Here is an 18,476-nt window from a genome sequence, read left to right on the forward strand (position 1 = left end):
ATATATGAAGACGTTTATTTATTTATCCATGTTCATATCCGTTATAGGATGTATCAGTTCTTGCAAACAAGAAGATCAGCCCCAAGTGTTCAATGGTATTGTTTATGATGTCACAATGAGTAATATTACTCTAATAACCAGTAAAGGGGATACAGTCAATATCAGTACCATGGATGACAATACCAACAAAGTAGGTGGGGTACTGTTGGATGATAGTGTGGAAGTGACATGCGTCAAGGAAGAGATTGAAGGGAGAGAGATTCTGCAAGCCATAGAAGTGACAATCATCAAAAAGTGATATTATGGGGTGTTTTATTCAACACCCCACTCTTTTATTCCCTATTCATAAGACGTTGCTCCGCCATAGCTTCATACTTTGTTCCCGGACGTCCATAGTTAGCATATGGATAAATAGAGATGCCACCACGTGGAGTAAAGAGACCTGTCACCTCAATATACTTAGGTTTCATCAGGTTGATAAGGTCTTTCATTATAATATTCACGCAATCTTCATGAAAAGCACCATGATTTCGGAAGCTAAAAAGATAGAGCTTCAAACTTTTGCTTTCCACCATTTTAATATCAGGAATATAGCTGATACGAATTTCTGCAAAATCAGGTTGCCCGGTTATGGGACATAAACTGGTAAATTCCGGACAATTAAAACGCACCCAATAATCATTCCCGGGATGTTTGTTATCAAAAGCTTCCAATACTTCGGGAGCATAATCTTGCTTATATTCTGTTTTTCTTCCCAAAAGGGATAGTTGGTCTTTCAATTCAGTCATAACTCTACTATCATTTACTATTAAGATATTTCTCTAATCCTTCACGGCGCAACTTGCACGCAGGGCAGTGACCGCAACCATCCCCCGGGATACCATTATAACACGTCAAAGTTTCGCTGCGTATCAACTCCAGTACTCCCAACTCATCTGCCAATCTCCAGGTTTCCGCTTTATCAATCCACATCAAAGGTGTATGGATCACGAACTGTTCGTCCATAGCCAGATTCAACGTTACATTGAGAGACTTGATAAAAGCATCCCGGCAGTCAGGATATCCACTGAAGTCTGTCTGAGATACTCCTGTCACCATGTGACTGATGCCACGCTCACGGGCATACACGGCAGCGATACTCAGAAAGAACAAATTACGCCCCGGCACAAATGTATTGGGAAAACTATCGACAGGCTTCTCTTGATCCATGACCATAGTAACATCCGTGAGCGAATTATGCCCTAACTTACCGATAAAAGATACATCCATCACTTCAAAATCCACATCGGCTTTACGGGCTATTTCCCGCGCCAATTCTACCTCTTTCTCATGCTTCTGTCCATACAGGAAACTCAAAGCAACCACTTTCTTGAATTTACGCTTCGCCCAAAACAGACAAGTGGTAGAATCTTGCCCACCACTAAATACTACTAATGCAACTTCTTTATTCACAATTATTTAATTATTACTTGCACATCACCTTAAATATCTTTGATTTTCAACACATTATAGGAAATACCTTCATCGTACACATCACTACCGTCAATACGTTTAATAGCCACCACAACGCGGATAGTAACCGGAAGAATCAATACTTCATATAGGGATTTCAATACAATCTGAATACACATCATCAACAATAATTCAGGCCAGGCAATAATTCCTCCAAAAGCAACAGGAAAGAATATCAGAGAATCTGCCGTCTCCCCTACTATCGTGGACCATATGGCACGAGCCGAGAAATGCCGCCCGCCACTCGCCACTTTCATACGGCTCATAACGTAAGCATTAAGAAATGAGCCAACCAAAAAGGCCGTCAGGCTGGCCACTACAATACGTGGCGCCATGCCAAATACGAAATTGAAATGTGCTTCTCCTTCCCAGAACGGTGCAGCAGGTAAGGCCACAGCTATCAATCCCAGCATGACCACAAAAAAATTCATAGCAAATCCGCTCCAGATGATAAGACGGGCTTTGCGAAAGCCCCACACCTCGGCGATGCAATCATTAATAATATAAGAAATAGGAAAAACCAGTAGTCCTGCGGTTACGGTAATACCAAAAACCTGGATGACTTTTGTTTCAAGAAGATTGGCTGCAATCAGGCAAACATTAAACAGAATGCCTAGCAGCATAAAAGGTACAGATACTTTTTGCTTCATAATTCCTGTTTTTTACGTGGTGTTCTAGAATACACGACCGCTATCCACGGCATCATACATTTTAATTCGGATGCAAAGATACGATAAGTTTCCAAAATTGGCAAATAATATACTTTTTAACGAAAAGAAGAGAACATATAAGTCAATTCATTACCTCATCTACTTCATCTCAGAGAACAAATATAGTTAACGAACTTTAAATACTCGATAAAAAATAAGAAATAAACAAACATAAAAAGCAATATAAACCACACTAATAAACTAATAAACAACATAATACCCCTCAATTAATATATTTTTCAAAAATGCAAGCTAGTTGCATCTAAATCTTTATTTTATTCACGCAACTTTCTTAAGCAAAGAAAACGATATATAACAGTGTTTAATATACCTATTCGCTTATTTTAAATAAAGAAAATACAAATTATATTTGGAGTAGCAATACTCAGAACAATACATGGAACGATTTCTGACTCAAAATGCTGAAATACCTTATTTATAATATTAACCTTAGAAAAACAATTGCTTATGAGAAAAAAATCAATGACCTAAGACATTCTATTGTCCATCTCACTATCTAATTTATTTTAAATCCAAATTTAGCTTTAAACAAAAATCATCAAATCATGAATGAAAATCGCGCACGAGGAACACTGCATAACAAAATCCTCACAACCATTGCCATTGTAGCCTTACTAATAGGAAGCAATACCACTCTGGCAATCGAAACAAATTCAGAAGGTTTATCCGGAATTGCTGAACAATTGCAATCACAAGTTGCCAATGGTGTAGTAATAGACCAAATGGGCGAGCCCATCATTGGAGCAAGTGTTCTGGAAAAAGGAACAACCAATGGTATCATTACCAATATAGATGGTAAATTCTCGCTTTCCGTGAAAAGAGATGCTATTTTAGTAATCTCTTATATCGGTTATAAAACGCAGGAAGTAAAAGTAGCTCCAAACATGAAAATAACCTTGATAGAAGATGCCGAACTACTGGAAGAAGTTGTAGTAGTTGGTTATGGAGTTCAAAAGAAGAAGTTGGTTACTGGTGCTACTGTACAAGTTAAAGGAACCGATATTGCTAAACTAAATACAACAGATGTATTAGGAGGTTTACAAAGTCAGGCTCCCGGTATAAATATTACTTCAAACGGTGGTTTTCTTGGTCAAGGATTTAAAGTTAATATCCGCGGTCTGGGAACTAATGGAAATTATTCTCCTTTATATGTAGTAGATGGAGTAGTCAATGGTAGTATCGACGGGCTTAGTCCTGCTGATGTCGAATCTATTGACGTTTTAAAAGATGCCGCATCTGCTGCTATTTACGGTTCACGTGCCGCCAACGGAGTTATTCTTATCACTACCAAACAAGGTAAAGCTGGTAATTTTGAAGCTAGTTATGATGGCTATTACGGCATTCAGAATCTTCCCAAAATTGCTACCATGCTGAACGCTCAAGAATACATGATGATAGAGGATGAGATGCATATGATGGATGGTACCCCGCTCCTGAGTTGGGAAAAATGGCTACCAGCGGCTGATTATAAAGCCATCCAGGAAGGAACCTGGAATGGAACCAACTGGATAAAAGAGATATTAAATAATGACGCTCCTATTCAAAGCCACTCGTTAAACTTTTCTGGAGGTACTGAACGCTCGACCTTCTCTATCGGCTTTACCTATTTTAATCAAGAAGCCACCATGGGGGCACCTGGTCGTATTGCCAGTATGGACCGATATAATGCTCGTATCAACTCTAACCATATTCTTAAAAAGGTAGGAAACCTCGATGTCCTCAAGATAGGTCAGACGCTTAACTACAAGTTTCAACAAACTATGGGTTCTTTTGCCACCAGTGATATTTACTGGAATGGTACGCGTGACATGTTAACTACTACTCCATTGATGCACGCTTACAATAGCAAAGGAGATTATTACTTATATGACGATGCACAAGAAGAAGGATATGGAGAGAATACTACAAATCCAATAGCCTATATGGACTATTATACAAGTCATGCATTAAGTAAAAGCCATTACTTGCAGTCCAGCTTCTATGCAGAATTACAACCTATCAAGAATTTGCGCATCAAGTCACAATTCGGATACATTTTATCTGCTTCAAGCTATCGTTCTTATATTCCTAGCTATCGCCCATTAAGCCAAAGCCTAACCACACAAGATGACAGAGTAACCCAATCCATGTCACTCAATCACCGCTGGTCGTGGGAAAATACAGTTAGTTATAACTTCAGCATCAAGGATCACCACATTGACGCAGTAATAGGACAAAGTCTTGAGAAATATGGTATGGGCGACTCCATGAGTGCTAATGCAGAAGGATCCGAATTCTCTGATTTTGAACATGCATATTTGAGTAATATAAAATACGATGATAAAAATAAGATTAAAAGTTTAACAGGAGCCCCCGGTGCCGCAGGTCAAATGGCTTCCTTCTTTGGTCGTATAAACTACAACTACAAAGAAAAGTATATGGCAACAGCCATTATGCGTGCAGATGGCTCCTCTATTTTTGCCCGCGGCCATCGTTGGGGATACTTTCCATCTTTCTCAGCCGGATGGGTCATTACAAACGAAAGCTTCATGCCGGACCTCAACTGGATGGACTTCTTAAAGCTACGCGCATCCTGGGGACAAAATGGTAATAATGCCGTAAACACTTTTGAATATATATCACGTATTACTGCCAATAACGGTTATGGAGGTTACTCATTCGGCAACTCCATGGATCAGGTTTCTATTGGTTCCTATGCATACAAGCTGACAAATCCCGACCTTTCCTGGGAAACTCAGGAACAACTTAACATTGGTATCGATGCACGCTTTTTCAATAACTGTCTGGCACTTGAGTTTGATTGGTATAAAAGGTTAACCAAAGATTGGCTTATCACCCCGCCTGTACTTTATTCATTTGGTTCAAGCCCGGCAGCTGTTAATGGTGGAGTTATACGTAATACCGGATTTGAAATAGGTCTCCACTGGAATGACAATATAGGTAAAGACTGGAATTATGGTATCAATGTAGCTCCTGCATTCAATAAAAACAAAATTACCGAGCTTCCCAATGAAGATGGTATCCTTCATGGTCCTTCAGGCAATTTATGGAATGCATCTGACGAGTGTGCCCGTGGAGAAATAGGAAAACCTTTAGGATATTTCTATGGATATAAGAGCCTCGGCATTTTCCAAAATCAAAAGCAAATCGACGAGTATAAAGGTGCTAAAGAAAATGGAGCACAGACACAACCTGGTGATGTAATCTGGGCAGACGTTAATAATGACGGAGTTATTAATTCCGAGGATCGTACAGAAATCGGTAATCCCCACCCGGATTTCACACTTGGTTTCTCCTTCAATGTCAGTTGGAAGATGATCGACCTCTCTGTTACTACCTATGGAGCTTTCGGTCAGCAAATCTTAAAATGCTATAGGGATTATGCAAGTTCTCCATTGCAAAACTTCACTACAGACATCCTGGAGCGTTGGCATGGAGAAGGAACCTCCAACAAATTACCCCGCTTGGCAAGTACCGGTGGCAGCAATTGGTCTAAAGTATCTGATATTTATGTAGAAGACGGCGATTACCTCAAAATAAAAAACATTACCATCGGAGTTGATTTCAAGAAGATATTCAAAAAGATACCTCTGCAACAACTCAGGCTTTATGCCACAGTTCAAAACCTGTACACCTTCACCGGATACTCCGGAATGGACCCAGAAATCGGTTATGGTGGCGATTTCGGTTGGGTACAAGGTATAGATTTAGGATATTATCCTGAAGCCCGCACATGTATGATCGGTTTAAATGTCAAATTCTAATAATATGAAAATATGAAAAAGTTACTATATTTACTACCAATACTTCTGCTACTCACGTCATGTGAAGATTTCCTTGACACAAAGTTGCTGACAGAGAAAACAACCGAAAACTTTCCGGAAACAGAGAAAGATGCCAATCAGATGTTGACATCTATCTATGCAAAGCTACTATTTGAAGACCCGGAAACTTCCTCTGAGTATTATACTGCTCAATTAGCCAGTGATGACTGCTTAGGTGGCAACCTCTCCTATTCAGGTAACTGTGCTACCAACTTCTTGCTCTACCAAGGAAACCTGAATAGCAGACTTGGTATATGGGACCGTTGTTATCAGCTTATAAATCACGCAAATAATACAATCAACACCCTTGACAATGTAAAAAGCTGGTCAAGTGAAGGTGAACGCCTGCGCCATTTTGGTGAAGCTCATTTCCTCCGCGCATGGGCCTACTATGAATTAGTAAAAATATTCGGCGGTGTACCACTCCGCACCACAATCGAAGCAGTAAATCTTCCACGAGCATCCGTTGACGAAGTTTATGCCTTGATTGCATCAGATATCAAAAATGCCATTGAAATGATGCCCAACCGGATATATCCGGCAGGAAATGCCATGGCGGGTCATGCCACTAAGTACGCTGCAGAAGCACTTGCCGCACGGGTATTTTTATTCTATACCGGACGTTACGATAAAAAGACTCTGCCTCTGATGGAAGGTGAAATCACAAAGGAACAGATCATCAAATGGCTGGAAGACTGCATAAATAACTCTGGACACGCCCTTGTTTCCGATCAACGCAATCTATGGGCTTACACAAATTCCGCCACCAATAGCAGTACATCCCAGAAGCAATATGCATATGCAGTAAAACATAAACTTGCCTGGGAAGGTAATTCTTCTATTGAAACACTATTCGCCAATAAGCACAACCTGACTTCCACATGGACGTACACATGGTTCTCCAATACCTGTGCAATGTTCTACTCCCCATCGGGTGATGACGCCGACTGGAAAAATGAAAGTTATCCATTTAACTTTGGCTGGGGAGCAGGTCCGGTATCTCCCGGTATGGTACAGGATTGGAAAGAATGGTCCAATAAACAAACATTCCTGGATGGATATACTGAAGACCCTCGGATTTCCGGTTCTATCTGGTCCTACAAAGCTATGGACCCCAACAACGAAGGCAATATATTAGGCGACTTCCGGTTAGATGATTCTGAACCTGCGTATACCGTTTCTTACCGTTACTATGAGCAAACCGGATATTTCAACAAGAAATACATCAATATTAATGCGTATAATAGCAATGGAGTGCTCGAAGCTTTCGGAAAAACATTATATCCGGGCATATCCAGCCAAACGTCTCCACAGTTATTGAACATTGCCGACCTCATCCACATCCGTTTTGCAGATGTGCTGCTGATGCACTCTGAGTTGACAAGCGATGCAACAGGTCTGAATAAAGTACGCCAGCGCTCACACCTGGCTCCTATTTCATATACGTTGGACGCACTTAAGCAAGAACGCCGTTGGGAGTTTGCTTTTGAATCAATACGTTGGTGGGATATGCTCCGCTGGTCCGGACCTTCTCTGGAAGAAGCCGGGAATGCCTTAAACCGCCAGACAGGATTTGATATCATCAATGCAGCAGCTATCACACCAATGGTGAAATACGACTATAAGAAACGTTTGCAGGCAACTCAAGGTTACTGGCCCATACCCCAAATTGAAATCGACCGCTCCAATGGTATGCTGGAACAAAATCCCGGCTGGGGCCCTGAAGCACAATTCAGTGATTGGACAAAAATGTAATGCCATTTAAAATCTCAATGATATGAAAACATTAAAAGCAATACTATTATTACTCGCAGCAATGGCTATAGTCACAGCTTGCGATCCTATGGAAGATGAATCTTTACGCGATAAATACGTCACGAATGCAGGAGAGCCTATCAGTAAAGAAGAATTAACCTCTATATTATCTGTCACACAGCCTATCCCCAATCAAGATGACGCTGTAGAAGGAGATCAATATGTGGTACTCAAAAACAGTCGTCCTGAATTAGGAGGAGTCTGGCACTATGGAATCGGTACCAAAATTACCGGTAGCGACAATGATACCATCATATATGGTGCCAATGGAACCTATGAAATATACTATGAAGCAATTTCCAACGGCAAGATTGTAACCAGCGATATTTTTACCGTAAATGTAACCAATGTATTCGATGAATGGATGGGTCTCTTTACCGGAGCCAAGGACAAAGCTGATACCGATGCCGCCAAGGCATGGGGATTCCGTGAAGTGAAATGGGGTTCAGTCTGCAACATGGGAGCACATGGCGGATGGAAATATACCAGTTCAGGATATACTCCGGAATCTAATTTTGCATGGTGGGGATCAGTAAATCTTGCACAGGCAGGAGATCAGAAGATAGTATTCGAAATACAGGGAACCAAAGTGAAGACTTATGACAAGAGTGGCAATCTGATGAACGAAGGAACATTTGGTTTCGACCGTGACCAGCCGGAAACATTGGTTCAAGGCAGACTGACAACCAATATCCCTGTCATCGGAAGCAATTATGATGATCTTGGCCAGAAAAAAGGCAGCGATAATGTCTTCTGGATACTTACATTGACTGATGAATATATCACTCTATATCATCCACAAAAATATACAGGTGGAGGTGACTGGGACGACTATGGTTGGTATGTATATTATGAATCCAAAGAATAATGCCTTATGAAAAAGATAATATTTATTGCAATAGCTATTATATTGGGCCTTAGTGCCTGTCACGACGATGACTATATAACCGGTGTACCAAGTTTTGGTCCTCCGGAAGTGAACACCATGGCAGAGAAAGTAAATGGACGAGTGGCATTAGGCTATGTAACCTACTATGGTACAGCGCTTCCCGATCCTACTTACATGACGCATATCAATTATGCTTTCGCCGAACTTTATGTAAAGAGCAATGTCTATCAGAAGTTTGACTTGCAGGGTAACAGAGAACGTTTCGATCAGGTGAAGAAACTGAAGGCAAGGAATAGCGATTTAAAGATATTACTCTCTTTTACAAATAGCGTTTCCAACTCCGGTAATTCCCAGGACGGAGGTTTCTCCGCCTTGGCGAAGAGCCCGGAGATGCGCAAACAATTCGCTCAGGATTGCAAAAAGTTTGTCCAGCAAGAAGGTATCGACGGCATTGACATTGACTGGGAATTTCCCGGTATGACCTTCGGTAGCAATGCTTATGACGAACTGGTTGATGTGGAGAATTTCACTCTGTTAATGAAAGATTTGCGTGAGACGTTGGGAAGCAGCATTTTGCTGACCTATGCCGGATATTGCAAAAATAAGCAACCCCAAGGAGCAGGATGGAAATACATTGATGTAAAAGCTGTAGACCCTTATGTAGACTTCGTCAATATCATGACGTACGACCTTGTTGGAGCCCCTGGTCATCAATCACCATTGAACAAACCGAGCGCCTCCTGGGATTGCAAACGTTCCGTTGACGAATACCTGAATGCCGGTGTGCCAGCCAGCAAATTAGTTCTCGGTATCCCATTCTACGGAAGAGCCCATTTCAACAGCGGTGGTGCCATCGACTACAAAGACATCGTCAACTTGAGCGAAGGCAGCGGATATGTCATCGACAACTGGGATGCAGAAGGCAGCGTTCCATACGTCACCAAAGACGGAGTATACTATTGTGGTTATGACAATCCCAGAAGTATCGCCGCGAAAGGTGAATGGCTTTTAGGATTAGGCATGAAAGGTATGATGTTCTGGGACTACGATGGTGATGATAGCAAAGGAACATTGCGCAACGCCCTTTGGAATGCAGTGATGAAAAACGACTCGGATCCCGGATTGAATGAATTCCTGAACAATTCTGAAGGCTACAAAACACTTGTTGCCAGTTGTGAGAAGATGATTAGCAGCGGCCAGTATATGGCGGGTACGTTGATAGAAGAAACCACATCCTATCCCAATTACGAAGGATACCCGGTTAAACTATACGAATATACAACCGGTAAAGACGCTCAAACCGGCGTAGCCAAAAAAGGAATGGTGTACATGCTCAATCCCACAGCCGAAAAGCTTGCAACCTGGATTGCCACCGCAGTATGGAAAACCAAGAACAGCGCCGATACAGATGCAATGGCAACCGTACTGAAACACATACAAGGCCAATCGGGAGCTCAGTTCCCGGTGTGCGGCATTGTATATGAGGATATGAGTGGCACCGGATACTATCCTTACCTCTTCAAGGACGGCGTAACCGTATATGCAGCAGACAAATCCAAATGGGCTACCGAAGACCCAGCTCACCCCGGAAACTACAGTTGCACTGACGACCAGCTCAACTACTCTGTCAAAGTGACCAACAGCGATTTGAGTTCATATACCGGTAAATATGCCCGCATTTGCGGCACCCTTCGCGAAGAATATACAGCAAACGGCGGTACCGTTGCCGTAGGGACGAGCGATTCACAGGAAACCCGTAATCTGAAGTGGCTCGATGTTGTCCGCGATCTCTATAAGGAAGCCTGGAACTCCGGTGAGAATAAGCTCATCACAGCATGGGCCAAGGCCAATCTATAACACTCTAACTTAACACCAATACAGGAGGTTGTTCCGCTACCCGAATGATTTTGCGATCTTCATTCATAAGCGAAAAGAAATATATAAAAAAGGAACAACCTCCTTATTCCAAAAGATAACAGAAAAACATACCGATATGAATAAGCATTTCTTTTATCTTACAACATTGTTATTTATCATCAGCAGCTGCCACACGGCAGACAGAACAACGATGAATATTGAAGGAATAATTTCTTCAGAGCACAATGGGCAGATCATATATCTGGTTCCCCGTCCTCATCCTATTCCTGAGACAGTAGATTCCACTTATATCGCAAACGGCACCTTTTCCTTTTCCATTCCGGCAGATTCTTCCATCTATGATATTACTATCAGCCGGCGGGCGAATGCTTACGTACAACGCCTGCTCATCATAGCAGAAGAAGGAACGCTGCACGTCAGCATGGGCGCAAACAGTTCCGGCACCGGCACCCCACTCAACAACCAGTTGCAACATTGGAAAGAACTAATGGAAACCGCCGGGGAAAAAGCGACCCTGCTATCACAAGAAATCAATAAGCATAAAGGAAACGATGCAATTACAGCAACTTTGAAGAAACAGCGGGAAAGCATCTACGAAAGTTTTGGCGACTCTACCCTCTGCTTTATCAAACAGAATATGAATCCATTGGGAGGATACTTATTCATGACGCTCGAAAACATGTTCAACGAGCAGCAAACCGATGAATTAAAGAAACTTGGAATAGAAAAATGGAAACCCGCACCATGAAAAAACAAACAGATATCATCCTCGTCTTTCTATTCTTTATAGCCTGCTGGATATTCTTCTTTTGGCTATATCCATACCATCTGTACTATAAAGAACAGATAACCTTATGTGTACTTCAACCCGACTTCCTGCAAACTTATCTGCAAAAGCCGGCATTCCTTACAGAAATCTGCGGTGATTATCTCACCCAGTTTTTCTTGTGGACAGGAGGAGGAGGCAGCATATTAACCCTCACATTCCTGCTCACCTGGTCGGGACTCCGAATAGCATTAGCCCGGACAGGCATAACCCGCCACACATCCCTTTGGGCATTATTACCCATCATTGCCGAATGGGGCTTATCCTGCCATCTGGAATATCCGCTCTCCATGTCCCTCGGACTATTATTCAGTGTCTGGGCATTCACACTGACAACATTGAGCACATCAGCACGGACAAGGGGCATACTCCACACAATCATGCTTATTTTGCTCTATTGCACCATAGGCGCCCATTTCCTTGCATACGCCCTTTTAGCCATTGCCCATGAATGTAAACATTCCAACAGCGCTCTATTCCCCCTCTTTCTACTGATAATTTCCATCCTCATACCCATCGGAGGCAGTCACTTCTACTACCTTACCCTCAGGCAATCCTATTTCTATCCATTGATAAGCAACTACATGCTGCGCCAACCCTTTGCCTTCCTCCTTACGGAAATATTTCTGCTATTCTCCATTTTGCCGGCTTTCGTCTCCCGGCTGGATAGGCGATGGATTGCATTTCCCGCAATTCTTATCCTGAGTGCAGCCACCTTAAGCAAAGCATACAATGCTTCCGAAGAGAAAACACTTGCTTTCTCCTCCGAAGCTTACTTCGGCCATTGGGATAAAGTCCTCCAACTCAATAAGGACAATGTTCACCCCACCTATCTCAGCGCTTATTATACCAATCTCGCCTATGCCCGTCAAGGAAAGCTTTGCGATGAACTCATGCAACATTATCAACCCGCTTCATACGGCCTTCTACTGCAAATCAACGAGTCAACAGGCTACATATATAGCATGGCAAGCCCCGATGCCCTTATGGAATGCGGTGATATGGCACAAGCCCAGCATTCAGCCATGCTTGCCATGACTTTCACCCCTCATCAACGCTCCTCACGCATGATGCGGAGGCTAGCGGAAATAGCTATAATCAACGAAGATTATGCCGTAGCCCGTAAATACCTGCGCATGCTGTCCCACACATCCCTACACCGGAAATGGGCAGAAGAGCGGCTGGAAATCATCAACTCCGGACAATGTGATTCCATCCCCTACTGGATTCACAAGCGCCGGATGCTTCCGCAACAGGATACACTGTTTTCCGCCAACCAATGGCGCGCCTCACTGACTAATCTGATTGAAAACAATCCTCAGAACAAGGTGGCTGCCGATTACCTGCTATGCTTCCATCTGCTAAACAAAGATCTGGAACATTTCAAGAAGGATTACGACTGTTATTATTATCCGACTTTCGGTTTGCTCCCTCCCCGCCTCTATCAGGAAGCCTTGATAGCGTGTATGGACGAGAAAGCAAATCCACAGGAACAATTAAAGCATTATCGCATCTCTGCCCAAGTGTACAAAGACTGTTTGGAATACCTTTCCATACATGAGGAAGCCCAAGGAGACGGACGCGCTTTGGAAAAGAAATTCGGGAAAACATATTGGTTCTATTATTATTATGCACAACTGAAACCATGAAAAAAACTATCATCATACTCATAACAGCCCTGACGTTTTTCTCTTGCGGAAAACGCTCATTACAGGATTATACCGACTGTTACGTACAGCCACCCCTGTTTCCTGATTATACAGACATCACCCTGCCTTGCAACATCGCCCCCCTGAATTTCCTGTTGGAAGATGCAACAACCATCTCCGTCATCATTCGGGGAAAGAAAGAATATCGATATGACAGCCATTCACACAGGCTATGTTTCCCCATAAAACGATGGAAACACATGCTTGCGGATGAAAAAGGCGATACCTTGTCAATATCCGTCTATGCAGAGATTTCCCGGCAAAAGATACATTACAAAGATTTCTATTGGTACATTTCGCCCGACAGTATCGACCGTTATCTAAGCTACCGATTGATAGAACCGGCTTATGAAATATGGAACATGCTGCAAATCTGCGAACGCAACGTAGAGGATTTCAATACCCACCTGTTGGCCGATAACAATATTACCGACCACAGTTGTATCAACTGCCATACTTCCAATCGTGCCGCCACCCCCACCACATTCATGCACGTGCGTGGCAGCAAAGGGGGTACGGTCTACAGTCGCGACGGCCAACTACGCAAAATCAATACCAAAACAGACCGCACAGCCGGTGCCGTCTATGGAGAAATATCCCAAGACGGCCGTTTCGGCATCTTCACCACCGCCGAAATCATTCCTATCCTACACAGCTATCGCACCGAACGCCTGGAAGTTTTTGACAAATGCAGCGACCTCATCCTGATAGATTTTGAACAAGGAACCGTAACCGATAATCCCTGCATCACCGGAAAAGAATATCAGGAAACCTTTCCATGTTTCTCTGCCGATAACCACACCATCTACTTCTGCCGTGCTCCCTATCTGCCTCAACCGGACAGCACACGCCAGATGCATTATGACCTTTACTCCATCTCCTTCAATCCTCAAACCGGGCAATTGGGCGACAGTATCCATGAGGTTTTCAGAGCTTCATCCGAAGGTAAATCCGTCAGCTTCCCCAAATGCTCCCCGGACGGTAAACACCTGTTATTCTCCGTGTCCAATTATGGCACCTTCCCTATCTGGCATCCTGAAACCGATCTTTGGATGCTGGAACTCTCCACCGGAAAGATTGATAAAATGGAGCAGACCAATGGACGTTATTCCGACTCTTATCATTCCTGGAGCAGTAATTCCCACTGGATAGTGTTTGCCTCCAAACGGGATGACCGAGTTTATGGGCGCCCCTACTTTGCCCACGTGTCCGGAGATGGCAATGTAAGTAAAGCTTTCCTTCTTCCACAAGAAAATCCGGAAATGTATCTTAACACATTCAAATCTTATAATATACCAGAACTTTATAACACGGCAGAGACATACGATGCCCATGAACTACAAAAACTCTACTACCGCAAAGAGGCGGAAAACCTCCGGTATAAAGAGCAGTAACCGCCCGAAGTTGAAATCGTAAATTCGACTTTCTTCTCAACCTTTTTTCATTTAAGTTGTTCAATGGGCATTCACCAAAACCTAACTTAAATGAAGACAATCTTAAAAGTAATGTTTCTGTTATGCGGTGCCGGACTTATTCCCTCCGCAGCCAAAGCGCAAGCGAAAGTAGTTATTGATGACGAAGCCCCCAACGGAATCGTCATGGTCACCCTCGACAAAGCAGGTGACGAAATCGTTCGCATCATGAACGAATCGCAGTTCAGATATATCCACGATCCACAGGCTCCCCGTTTCCTGCTGATGGATAAGAAAGGGAAGTTTGCCCTCGGTATAGGTGGATATGTACGCGCCACAGCCGAGTATGATTTCGGGGGCATTGTGGATAATATAGATTTTATCCCCGCCGACATCCCCAATTCCAGCAAAGTGAAAAATCAGTTCCAGATGGACGCACGCACTTCCACTATCTTCCTGAAACTGGTGGGCCACACCAAACTGCTGGGTGATTTTGTGGTATATACAGCGGGTAACTTCCGGGGCGGCGACAAAGCGTTCCAATTGCGCAATGCCTACATGTCGTTCCTTAACTTTACCGTAGGTTACACGTATGGCGGCTTCATGGACCTGGCAGCCTTGCCTTCCACCATCGACTACCAAGGACCTAACGGTGCCAGCTTCTACCGTGCCACCCAACTTGCTTACACGTACAAAGGCCTGAAGAATTGGCGTTTTCACGCTTCTATAGAAGTACCAAGCGTAGACGGCACTACCAACGACCAGCTTACAGTTGCCCAGCAACGCATGCCGGACTTCACAGCTTACGCCCAGTACGGCTGGGGAACAAACAGTCATCTCCGTGTAGGCGGCCTGGTACGTAGCATGACTTATACCAGCACACTCAGCGACAAAGCATCCGACGTGACCGGATGGGGTGTACAGGCATCCACTTCTTTCAATCTTAGTAAGAAATGGGAAATTTTCGGGCAAGCCACTTACGGAAAAGGTATCGGACAATATCTGAATGACATCAGCAACCTGAATGTGGACATTGTTCCCGACCCGGAAAAAGAGGGTAAGATGCAGGCATTACCCATGTTGGGATGGTTTGCCGGAGCACAATATAACATCTGCCCGAAGGTGTTCGTATCCGGAACTTACAGTATGTCACGGCTTTATTCTGAGAATGGTTATCCTAACGACCAACCAAGCAGCTACCGTTACGGACAGTATCTTGTAGCGAATGTATTTTGGAATGTAACTCCCAATATGCAGGTAGGGGCGGAATACTTACGTGGCTGGCGCACGGATTTCAGTAACTCTACGCATCATGCCAACCGAATGAATCTGTTGGTGCAGTATTCGTTCTAAGATAAAGTATTGATTAAAATAGCAAAAGAAACAAGAATGGTGCAAATCATCTAATAGTATAGTTACTAAGAGATTTGCACCATTCTTTTGTCTTTCTTTTCTCTTTAAACACTCAATGTTTGGGGATTCCGACGAACATCCCATACTGCGGCAATTTCCACAGTTTGAGTTTCTTCGAGCACCCTATAGATTAGTTTATAATTGTGCACAACAAGGGAACGATAAACCTCTACCTGATCTTCTAAAGATGATTCCAAAGGACCACCGTAAGGGTTCTTAGCTAAAAAAGCTGCCCCCTCAGTCATTTTCCTATAAATACTAAGAGCATCTTTTTTATCTTTTTGTGCCAGAAATTCATAGCAATTATCAGCATGGATGGTTGCTATAGGTAACCATTTCAACTTCATCAATGCAGGAATTTACGTCGCATCATTTCCTCATTACTTATACCCAGTCCTAAACGAGATTCTTCCCGCGACTTCCTCAGCTCCTCCTTCAGCTCCTCCACCGTAAACTGACAGGGAGCATTCCGGTAATCATATTCTTCCTCCTCCTGCATCAGGCGCAAGGCATAGTCCCGTATTTCCTGTACGATTCTTGGATTCTCAATCTGCATTACAAACTGCACAGTTTCCACTTTCAGGCTATTTAAATCAAGTCCATAAGCTGCAGCAGGTTCATTCACCGTTTGCTCTTGCTCTTCGGAATCAGGATATTTTTTCATAATCGCTCCTTTCTTTGATATTCTAACAACAAAAGTACATAATATTATCCGCAAAAGTTCTTCGTTTCCCTTAAAAGTTTTCTTGAAAAGAAATATCCGGGATATACTTTATGACAAAGCCGCCCCAAGTATAATATACCTGAAGCGGCCCTACATATATAATAAGTAATTATGAAATCAGAAACTGTAATCGATGCTAAGACCGAACACCTTGTTAGTACGGCTATATACATTCGTACCGCTCAATCCGGTGCCATTATAATTCTGAGAAGTTTTCGTATAATCTTCATAGGTTGTCCACATATAGCCCACATTCAGATTCGCTTTTTCACTCAACTTCAACTTTGCTCCAAAGCCCAAAGTATAAGAATCGCAAGAGAAGCTGGTGTCGCTCTGATAGTCGTTAGACAATCCATAGTCTGTAATCTGACCACCGAAACTCACAGTCAGACGCTTGATTACATCCCATTCAATACCTGCCAGATACTCGTTTGTTCCCTTCGTCAGATGCTTCTGCTTGCCGCCGGCCATTCCCGCACTCTTATCATCAAAGAAGTGATACTCTACAGATGCACGCAACACCGGAAGAAATTCATAAGCAGCAGCTACAGATAGCATGGAAGGTATATCATTGGGAGTATTCACACCATGTTTGTAATCCGCCAATTCACTTTCAGCAGCACCAATCATACGAAGCGAGTTCTCTTTAGTGGAATTTTCAATATTCAGGCTAGTCTTGAACTCATATTTTGCACCAATGTTCAGCTTGCCCAACTTGGCATCCAAGCCGATAACCGGAGTAAATCCCCATCCGGTCTGGTCACAATCCAAGTCTATACCGATAAGTTCCGTGCCAACAGGAATCGTTCCTCCGGCAGGAGAAGGCAAATCTACAGCAGCACTGGCCTTCAATGCACCCTGGTAGCCACCAGTGAAGTAGTTCATGCGGCCACCCGCAAAAGCAGAAAGCCAGTCCGTTACCTTATAAGTCAAGCCCAACTGTACAGAGTAAATGTACTGTTTGCCATCCATGTAGCTTTTCAACGAATAGGCATTGCTCGGAATTTTTTGGGCTCCCAATCCGCCTATCACCATAGCATCGAACATGGGAAGACCGTCGTCAAACGAGGCCTTTCCCCCACCACCAGTAATGCCGAAAAAGCCGGAAAGTGTCCAGTCGCCCATCTTATAAGCAGCAAACAAACTGGGAATGACAGGCGCAGATGCCTTACCCTCATAATACTTATTCAGCCCCAAACCTTCGCATGAAGCATCAATATTTCTTGTTTGGAAAGCACTCTGAATACTCAAAGACATATGAAAACCGTCATTCGGCAAAAAGGCTAAACCTGCCGGATTAGACAATGCACCGTCTATTTCAGTTGTAGCACCACGAGATAACATACGGAGAAAAGCGGCATGCTGATTTGTATTTGTCAGCAGTCCTCCTGCAAAAGTTGAAGTTGAAACGATTAGCATCATAAAGCTAATCAAGCTAATTTTTCTCATCTAAATATTTTTTAATTGTTAGCGGGCGCAAAGGTACAATAATATTGCACATCAGAAAGTATTTTGTGCAGAAAGATGCATTACAGGCAAAATTTAATTGAAAAAAGAAACAGTTTCTAATGAAACGAATAAAGAAAAGACATGGGTGATGTATAACAGAACCGGAAAGAGATAATCTCGTAATCATAAACAACGAATCATAATCTCGCAACCAACTAATCTCAAACATGCAAGAAACTAATCTCTGCGCTGCGATGAACTAATATTTTCCTTGCATCTAATTATTCATACATC

15 protein-coding genes are annotated in these 18,476 nt (G+C 43.0%); 9 read left to right on the forward strand and 6 right to left on the reverse strand.

The window, feature by feature from the left end; translation table 11 throughout:
• Positions 1–4: 4 nt before the first annotated feature.
• Positions 5–298, forward strand: a complete 294-nt coding sequence (locus HMPREF9447_RS16910; RefSeq protein WP_044138319.1) for a hypothetical protein — start codon at positions 5–7, stop codon at positions 296–298.
• 34 nt (positions 299–332) lie between these two features.
• On the opposite strand, the gene queF is transcribed toward HMPREF9447_RS16910, so the two are convergent.
• The 3 genes from queF to HMPREF9447_RS16925 are packed head-to-tail and all read right to left on the reverse strand — an operon-like array spanning position 333 to position 2,162.
• The gene (gene queF / locus HMPREF9447_RS16915; RefSeq protein WP_009130974.1) at positions 333–788 is read right to left on the reverse strand and encodes a preQ(1) synthase; all 456 of its coding nucleotides are present in this window, start codon (positions 786–788) and stop codon (positions 333–335) included.
• A 10-nt stretch (positions 789–798) separates the two neighbouring features.
• Positions 799–1,452 (reverse strand): 7-cyano-7-deazaguanine synthase QueC, encoded by a 654-nt coding sequence (gene queC / locus HMPREF9447_RS16920; protein ID WP_009130975.1) that lies wholly within the window; start codon positions 1,450–1,452, stop codon positions 799–801.
• Between the two features lie 29 nt (positions 1,453–1,481).
• Entirely contained in the window at positions 1,482–2,162 is a 681-nt protein-coding gene (locus tag HMPREF9447_RS16925; protein WP_009130976.1) for a queuosine precursor transporter, read from the reverse strand.
• A 626-nt stretch (positions 2,163–2,788) separates the two neighbouring features.
• Here HMPREF9447_RS16925 and HMPREF9447_RS16930 point away from each other — a divergent pair.
• The 8 genes from HMPREF9447_RS16930 to HMPREF9447_RS16965 all read left to right on the forward strand — a co-directional run bounded on the left by HMPREF9447_RS16930 (position 2,789) and on the right by HMPREF9447_RS16965 (position 15,949).
• Complete coding sequence (locus HMPREF9447_RS16930; RefSeq protein ID WP_009130978.1) at positions 2,789–6,007, forward strand: SusC/RagA family TonB-linked outer membrane protein; 3,219 nt, start codon at positions 2,789–2,791, stop codon at positions 6,005–6,007.
• Positions 6,008–6,019: 12 nt separating this feature from the next.
• Positions 6,020–7,822 (forward strand): RagB/SusD family nutrient uptake outer membrane protein, encoded by a 1,803-nt coding sequence (locus HMPREF9447_RS16935; protein WP_009130979.1) that lies wholly within the window; start codon positions 6,020–6,022, stop codon positions 7,820–7,822.
• Positions 7,823–7,844: 22 nt separating this feature from the next.
• Entirely contained in the window at positions 7,845–8,750 is a 906-nt protein-coding gene (locus HMPREF9447_RS16940) for a hypothetical protein (protein ID WP_009130980.1), read from the forward strand.
• 6 nt (positions 8,751–8,756) lie between these two features.
• Positions 8,757–10,628, forward strand: coding sequence for a glycosyl hydrolase family 18 protein (locus HMPREF9447_RS16945; RefSeq protein ID WP_009130981.1), 1,872 nt, complete (start codon positions 8,757–8,759; stop codon positions 10,626–10,628).
• 136 nt (positions 10,629–10,764) lie between these two features.
• Complete coding sequence (locus HMPREF9447_RS16950; RefSeq protein WP_009130982.1) at positions 10,765–11,397, forward strand: DUF4369 domain-containing protein; 633 nt, start codon at positions 10,765–10,767, stop codon at positions 11,395–11,397.
• Positions 11,394–13,124, forward strand: coding sequence for a DUF6057 family protein (locus HMPREF9447_RS16955; protein WP_009130983.1), 1,731 nt, complete (start codon positions 11,394–11,396; stop codon positions 13,122–13,124). The genes HMPREF9447_RS16950 and HMPREF9447_RS16955 overlap by 4 nt, the downstream gene beginning before the upstream one ends.
• Positions 13,121–14,578: a TolB family protein gene (locus HMPREF9447_RS16960; RefSeq protein WP_009130984.1), complete on the forward strand. Its 1,458-nt coding sequence runs from the start codon at positions 13,121–13,123 to the stop codon at positions 14,576–14,578. Before HMPREF9447_RS16955 ends, HMPREF9447_RS16960 begins: the two co-directional genes overlap by 4 nt.
• A gap of 90 nt (positions 14,579–14,668) precedes the next feature.
• Positions 14,669–15,949, forward strand: a complete 1,281-nt coding sequence (locus tag HMPREF9447_RS16965) for a DcaP family trimeric outer membrane transporter (protein WP_044138320.1) — start codon at positions 14,669–14,671, stop codon at positions 15,947–15,949.
• A gap of 104 nt (positions 15,950–16,053) precedes the next feature.
• On the opposite strand, the gene HMPREF9447_RS16970 is transcribed toward HMPREF9447_RS16965, so the two are convergent.
• From HMPREF9447_RS16970 to HMPREF9447_RS16980, 3 genes are all read right to left on the reverse strand, one after another.
• Positions 16,054–16,356, reverse strand: a complete 303-nt coding sequence (locus tag HMPREF9447_RS16970; RefSeq protein WP_009130986.1) for a type II toxin-antitoxin system RelE/ParE family toxin — start codon at positions 16,354–16,356, stop codon at positions 16,054–16,056.
• Positions 16,356–16,673, reverse strand: a complete 318-nt coding sequence (locus HMPREF9447_RS16975; RefSeq protein WP_009130987.1) for a hypothetical protein — start codon at positions 16,671–16,673, stop codon at positions 16,356–16,358. The genes HMPREF9447_RS16970 and HMPREF9447_RS16975 overlap by 1 nt, the downstream gene beginning before the upstream one ends.
• 177 nt (positions 16,674–16,850) lie before the next feature.
• Positions 16,851–18,182 carry an OmpP1/FadL family transporter gene (locus HMPREF9447_RS16980; RefSeq protein WP_009130988.1) on the reverse strand — a complete coding sequence of 444 codons (1,332 nt, stop codon included), beginning with the start codon at positions 18,180–18,182 and terminating at the stop codon, positions 16,851–16,853.
• Positions 18,183–18,476 lie beyond the last annotated feature (294 nt).

Source organism: Bacteroides oleiciplenus YIT 12058 (assembly GCF_000315485.1).
Taxonomy (GTDB): Bacteria; Bacteroidota; Bacteroidia; order Bacteroidales; family Bacteroidaceae; genus Bacteroides; species Bacteroides oleiciplenus.

Coding starts and splice junctions, on each gene's coding strand:
- HMPREF9447_RS16910 (WP_044138319.1), top strand. CDS start 5: ATGAAGACGTTTATTTATTTATCCATGTTCATATCCGTTATAGGATGT.
- queF (WP_009130974.1), bottom strand. CDS start 788: ATGACTGAATTGAAAGACCAACTATCCCTTTTGGGAAGAAAAACAGAA.
- HMPREF9447_RS16925 (WP_009130976.1), bottom strand. CDS start 2,162: ATGAAGCAAAAAGTATCTGTACCTTTTATGCTGCTAGGCATTCTGTTT.
- HMPREF9447_RS16930 (WP_009130978.1), top strand. CDS start 2,789: ATGAATGAAAATCGCGCACGAGGAACACTGCATAACAAAATCCTCACA.
- HMPREF9447_RS16935 (WP_009130979.1), top strand. CDS start 6,020: ATGAAAAAGTTACTATATTTACTACCAATACTTCTGCTACTCACGTCA.
- HMPREF9447_RS16940 (WP_009130980.1), top strand. CDS start 7,845: ATGAAAACATTAAAAGCAATACTATTATTACTCGCAGCAATGGCTATA.
- HMPREF9447_RS16945 (WP_009130981.1), top strand. CDS start 8,757: ATGAAAAAGATAATATTTATTGCAATAGCTATTATATTGGGCCTTAGT.
- HMPREF9447_RS16950 (WP_009130982.1), top strand. CDS start 10,765: ATGAATAAGCATTTCTTTTATCTTACAACATTGTTATTTATCATCAGC.
- HMPREF9447_RS16955 (WP_009130983.1), top strand. CDS start 11,394: ATGAAAAAACAAACAGATATCATCCTCGTCTTTCTATTCTTTATAGCC.
- HMPREF9447_RS16960 (WP_009130984.1), top strand. CDS start 13,121: ATGAAAAAAACTATCATCATACTCATAACAGCCCTGACGTTTTTCTCT.
- HMPREF9447_RS16965 (WP_044138320.1), top strand. CDS start 14,669: ATGAAGACAATCTTAAAAGTAATGTTTCTGTTATGCGGTGCCGGACTT.
- HMPREF9447_RS16970 (WP_009130986.1), bottom strand. CDS start 16,356: ATGAAGTTGAAATGGTTACCTATAGCAACCATCCATGCTGATAATTGC.
- HMPREF9447_RS16975 (WP_009130987.1), bottom strand. CDS start 16,673: ATGAAAAAATATCCTGATTCCGAAGAGCAAGAGCAAACGGTGAATGAA.
- HMPREF9447_RS16980 (WP_009130988.1), bottom strand. CDS start 18,182: ATGAGAAAAATTAGCTTGATTAGCTTTATGATGCTAATCGTTTCAACT.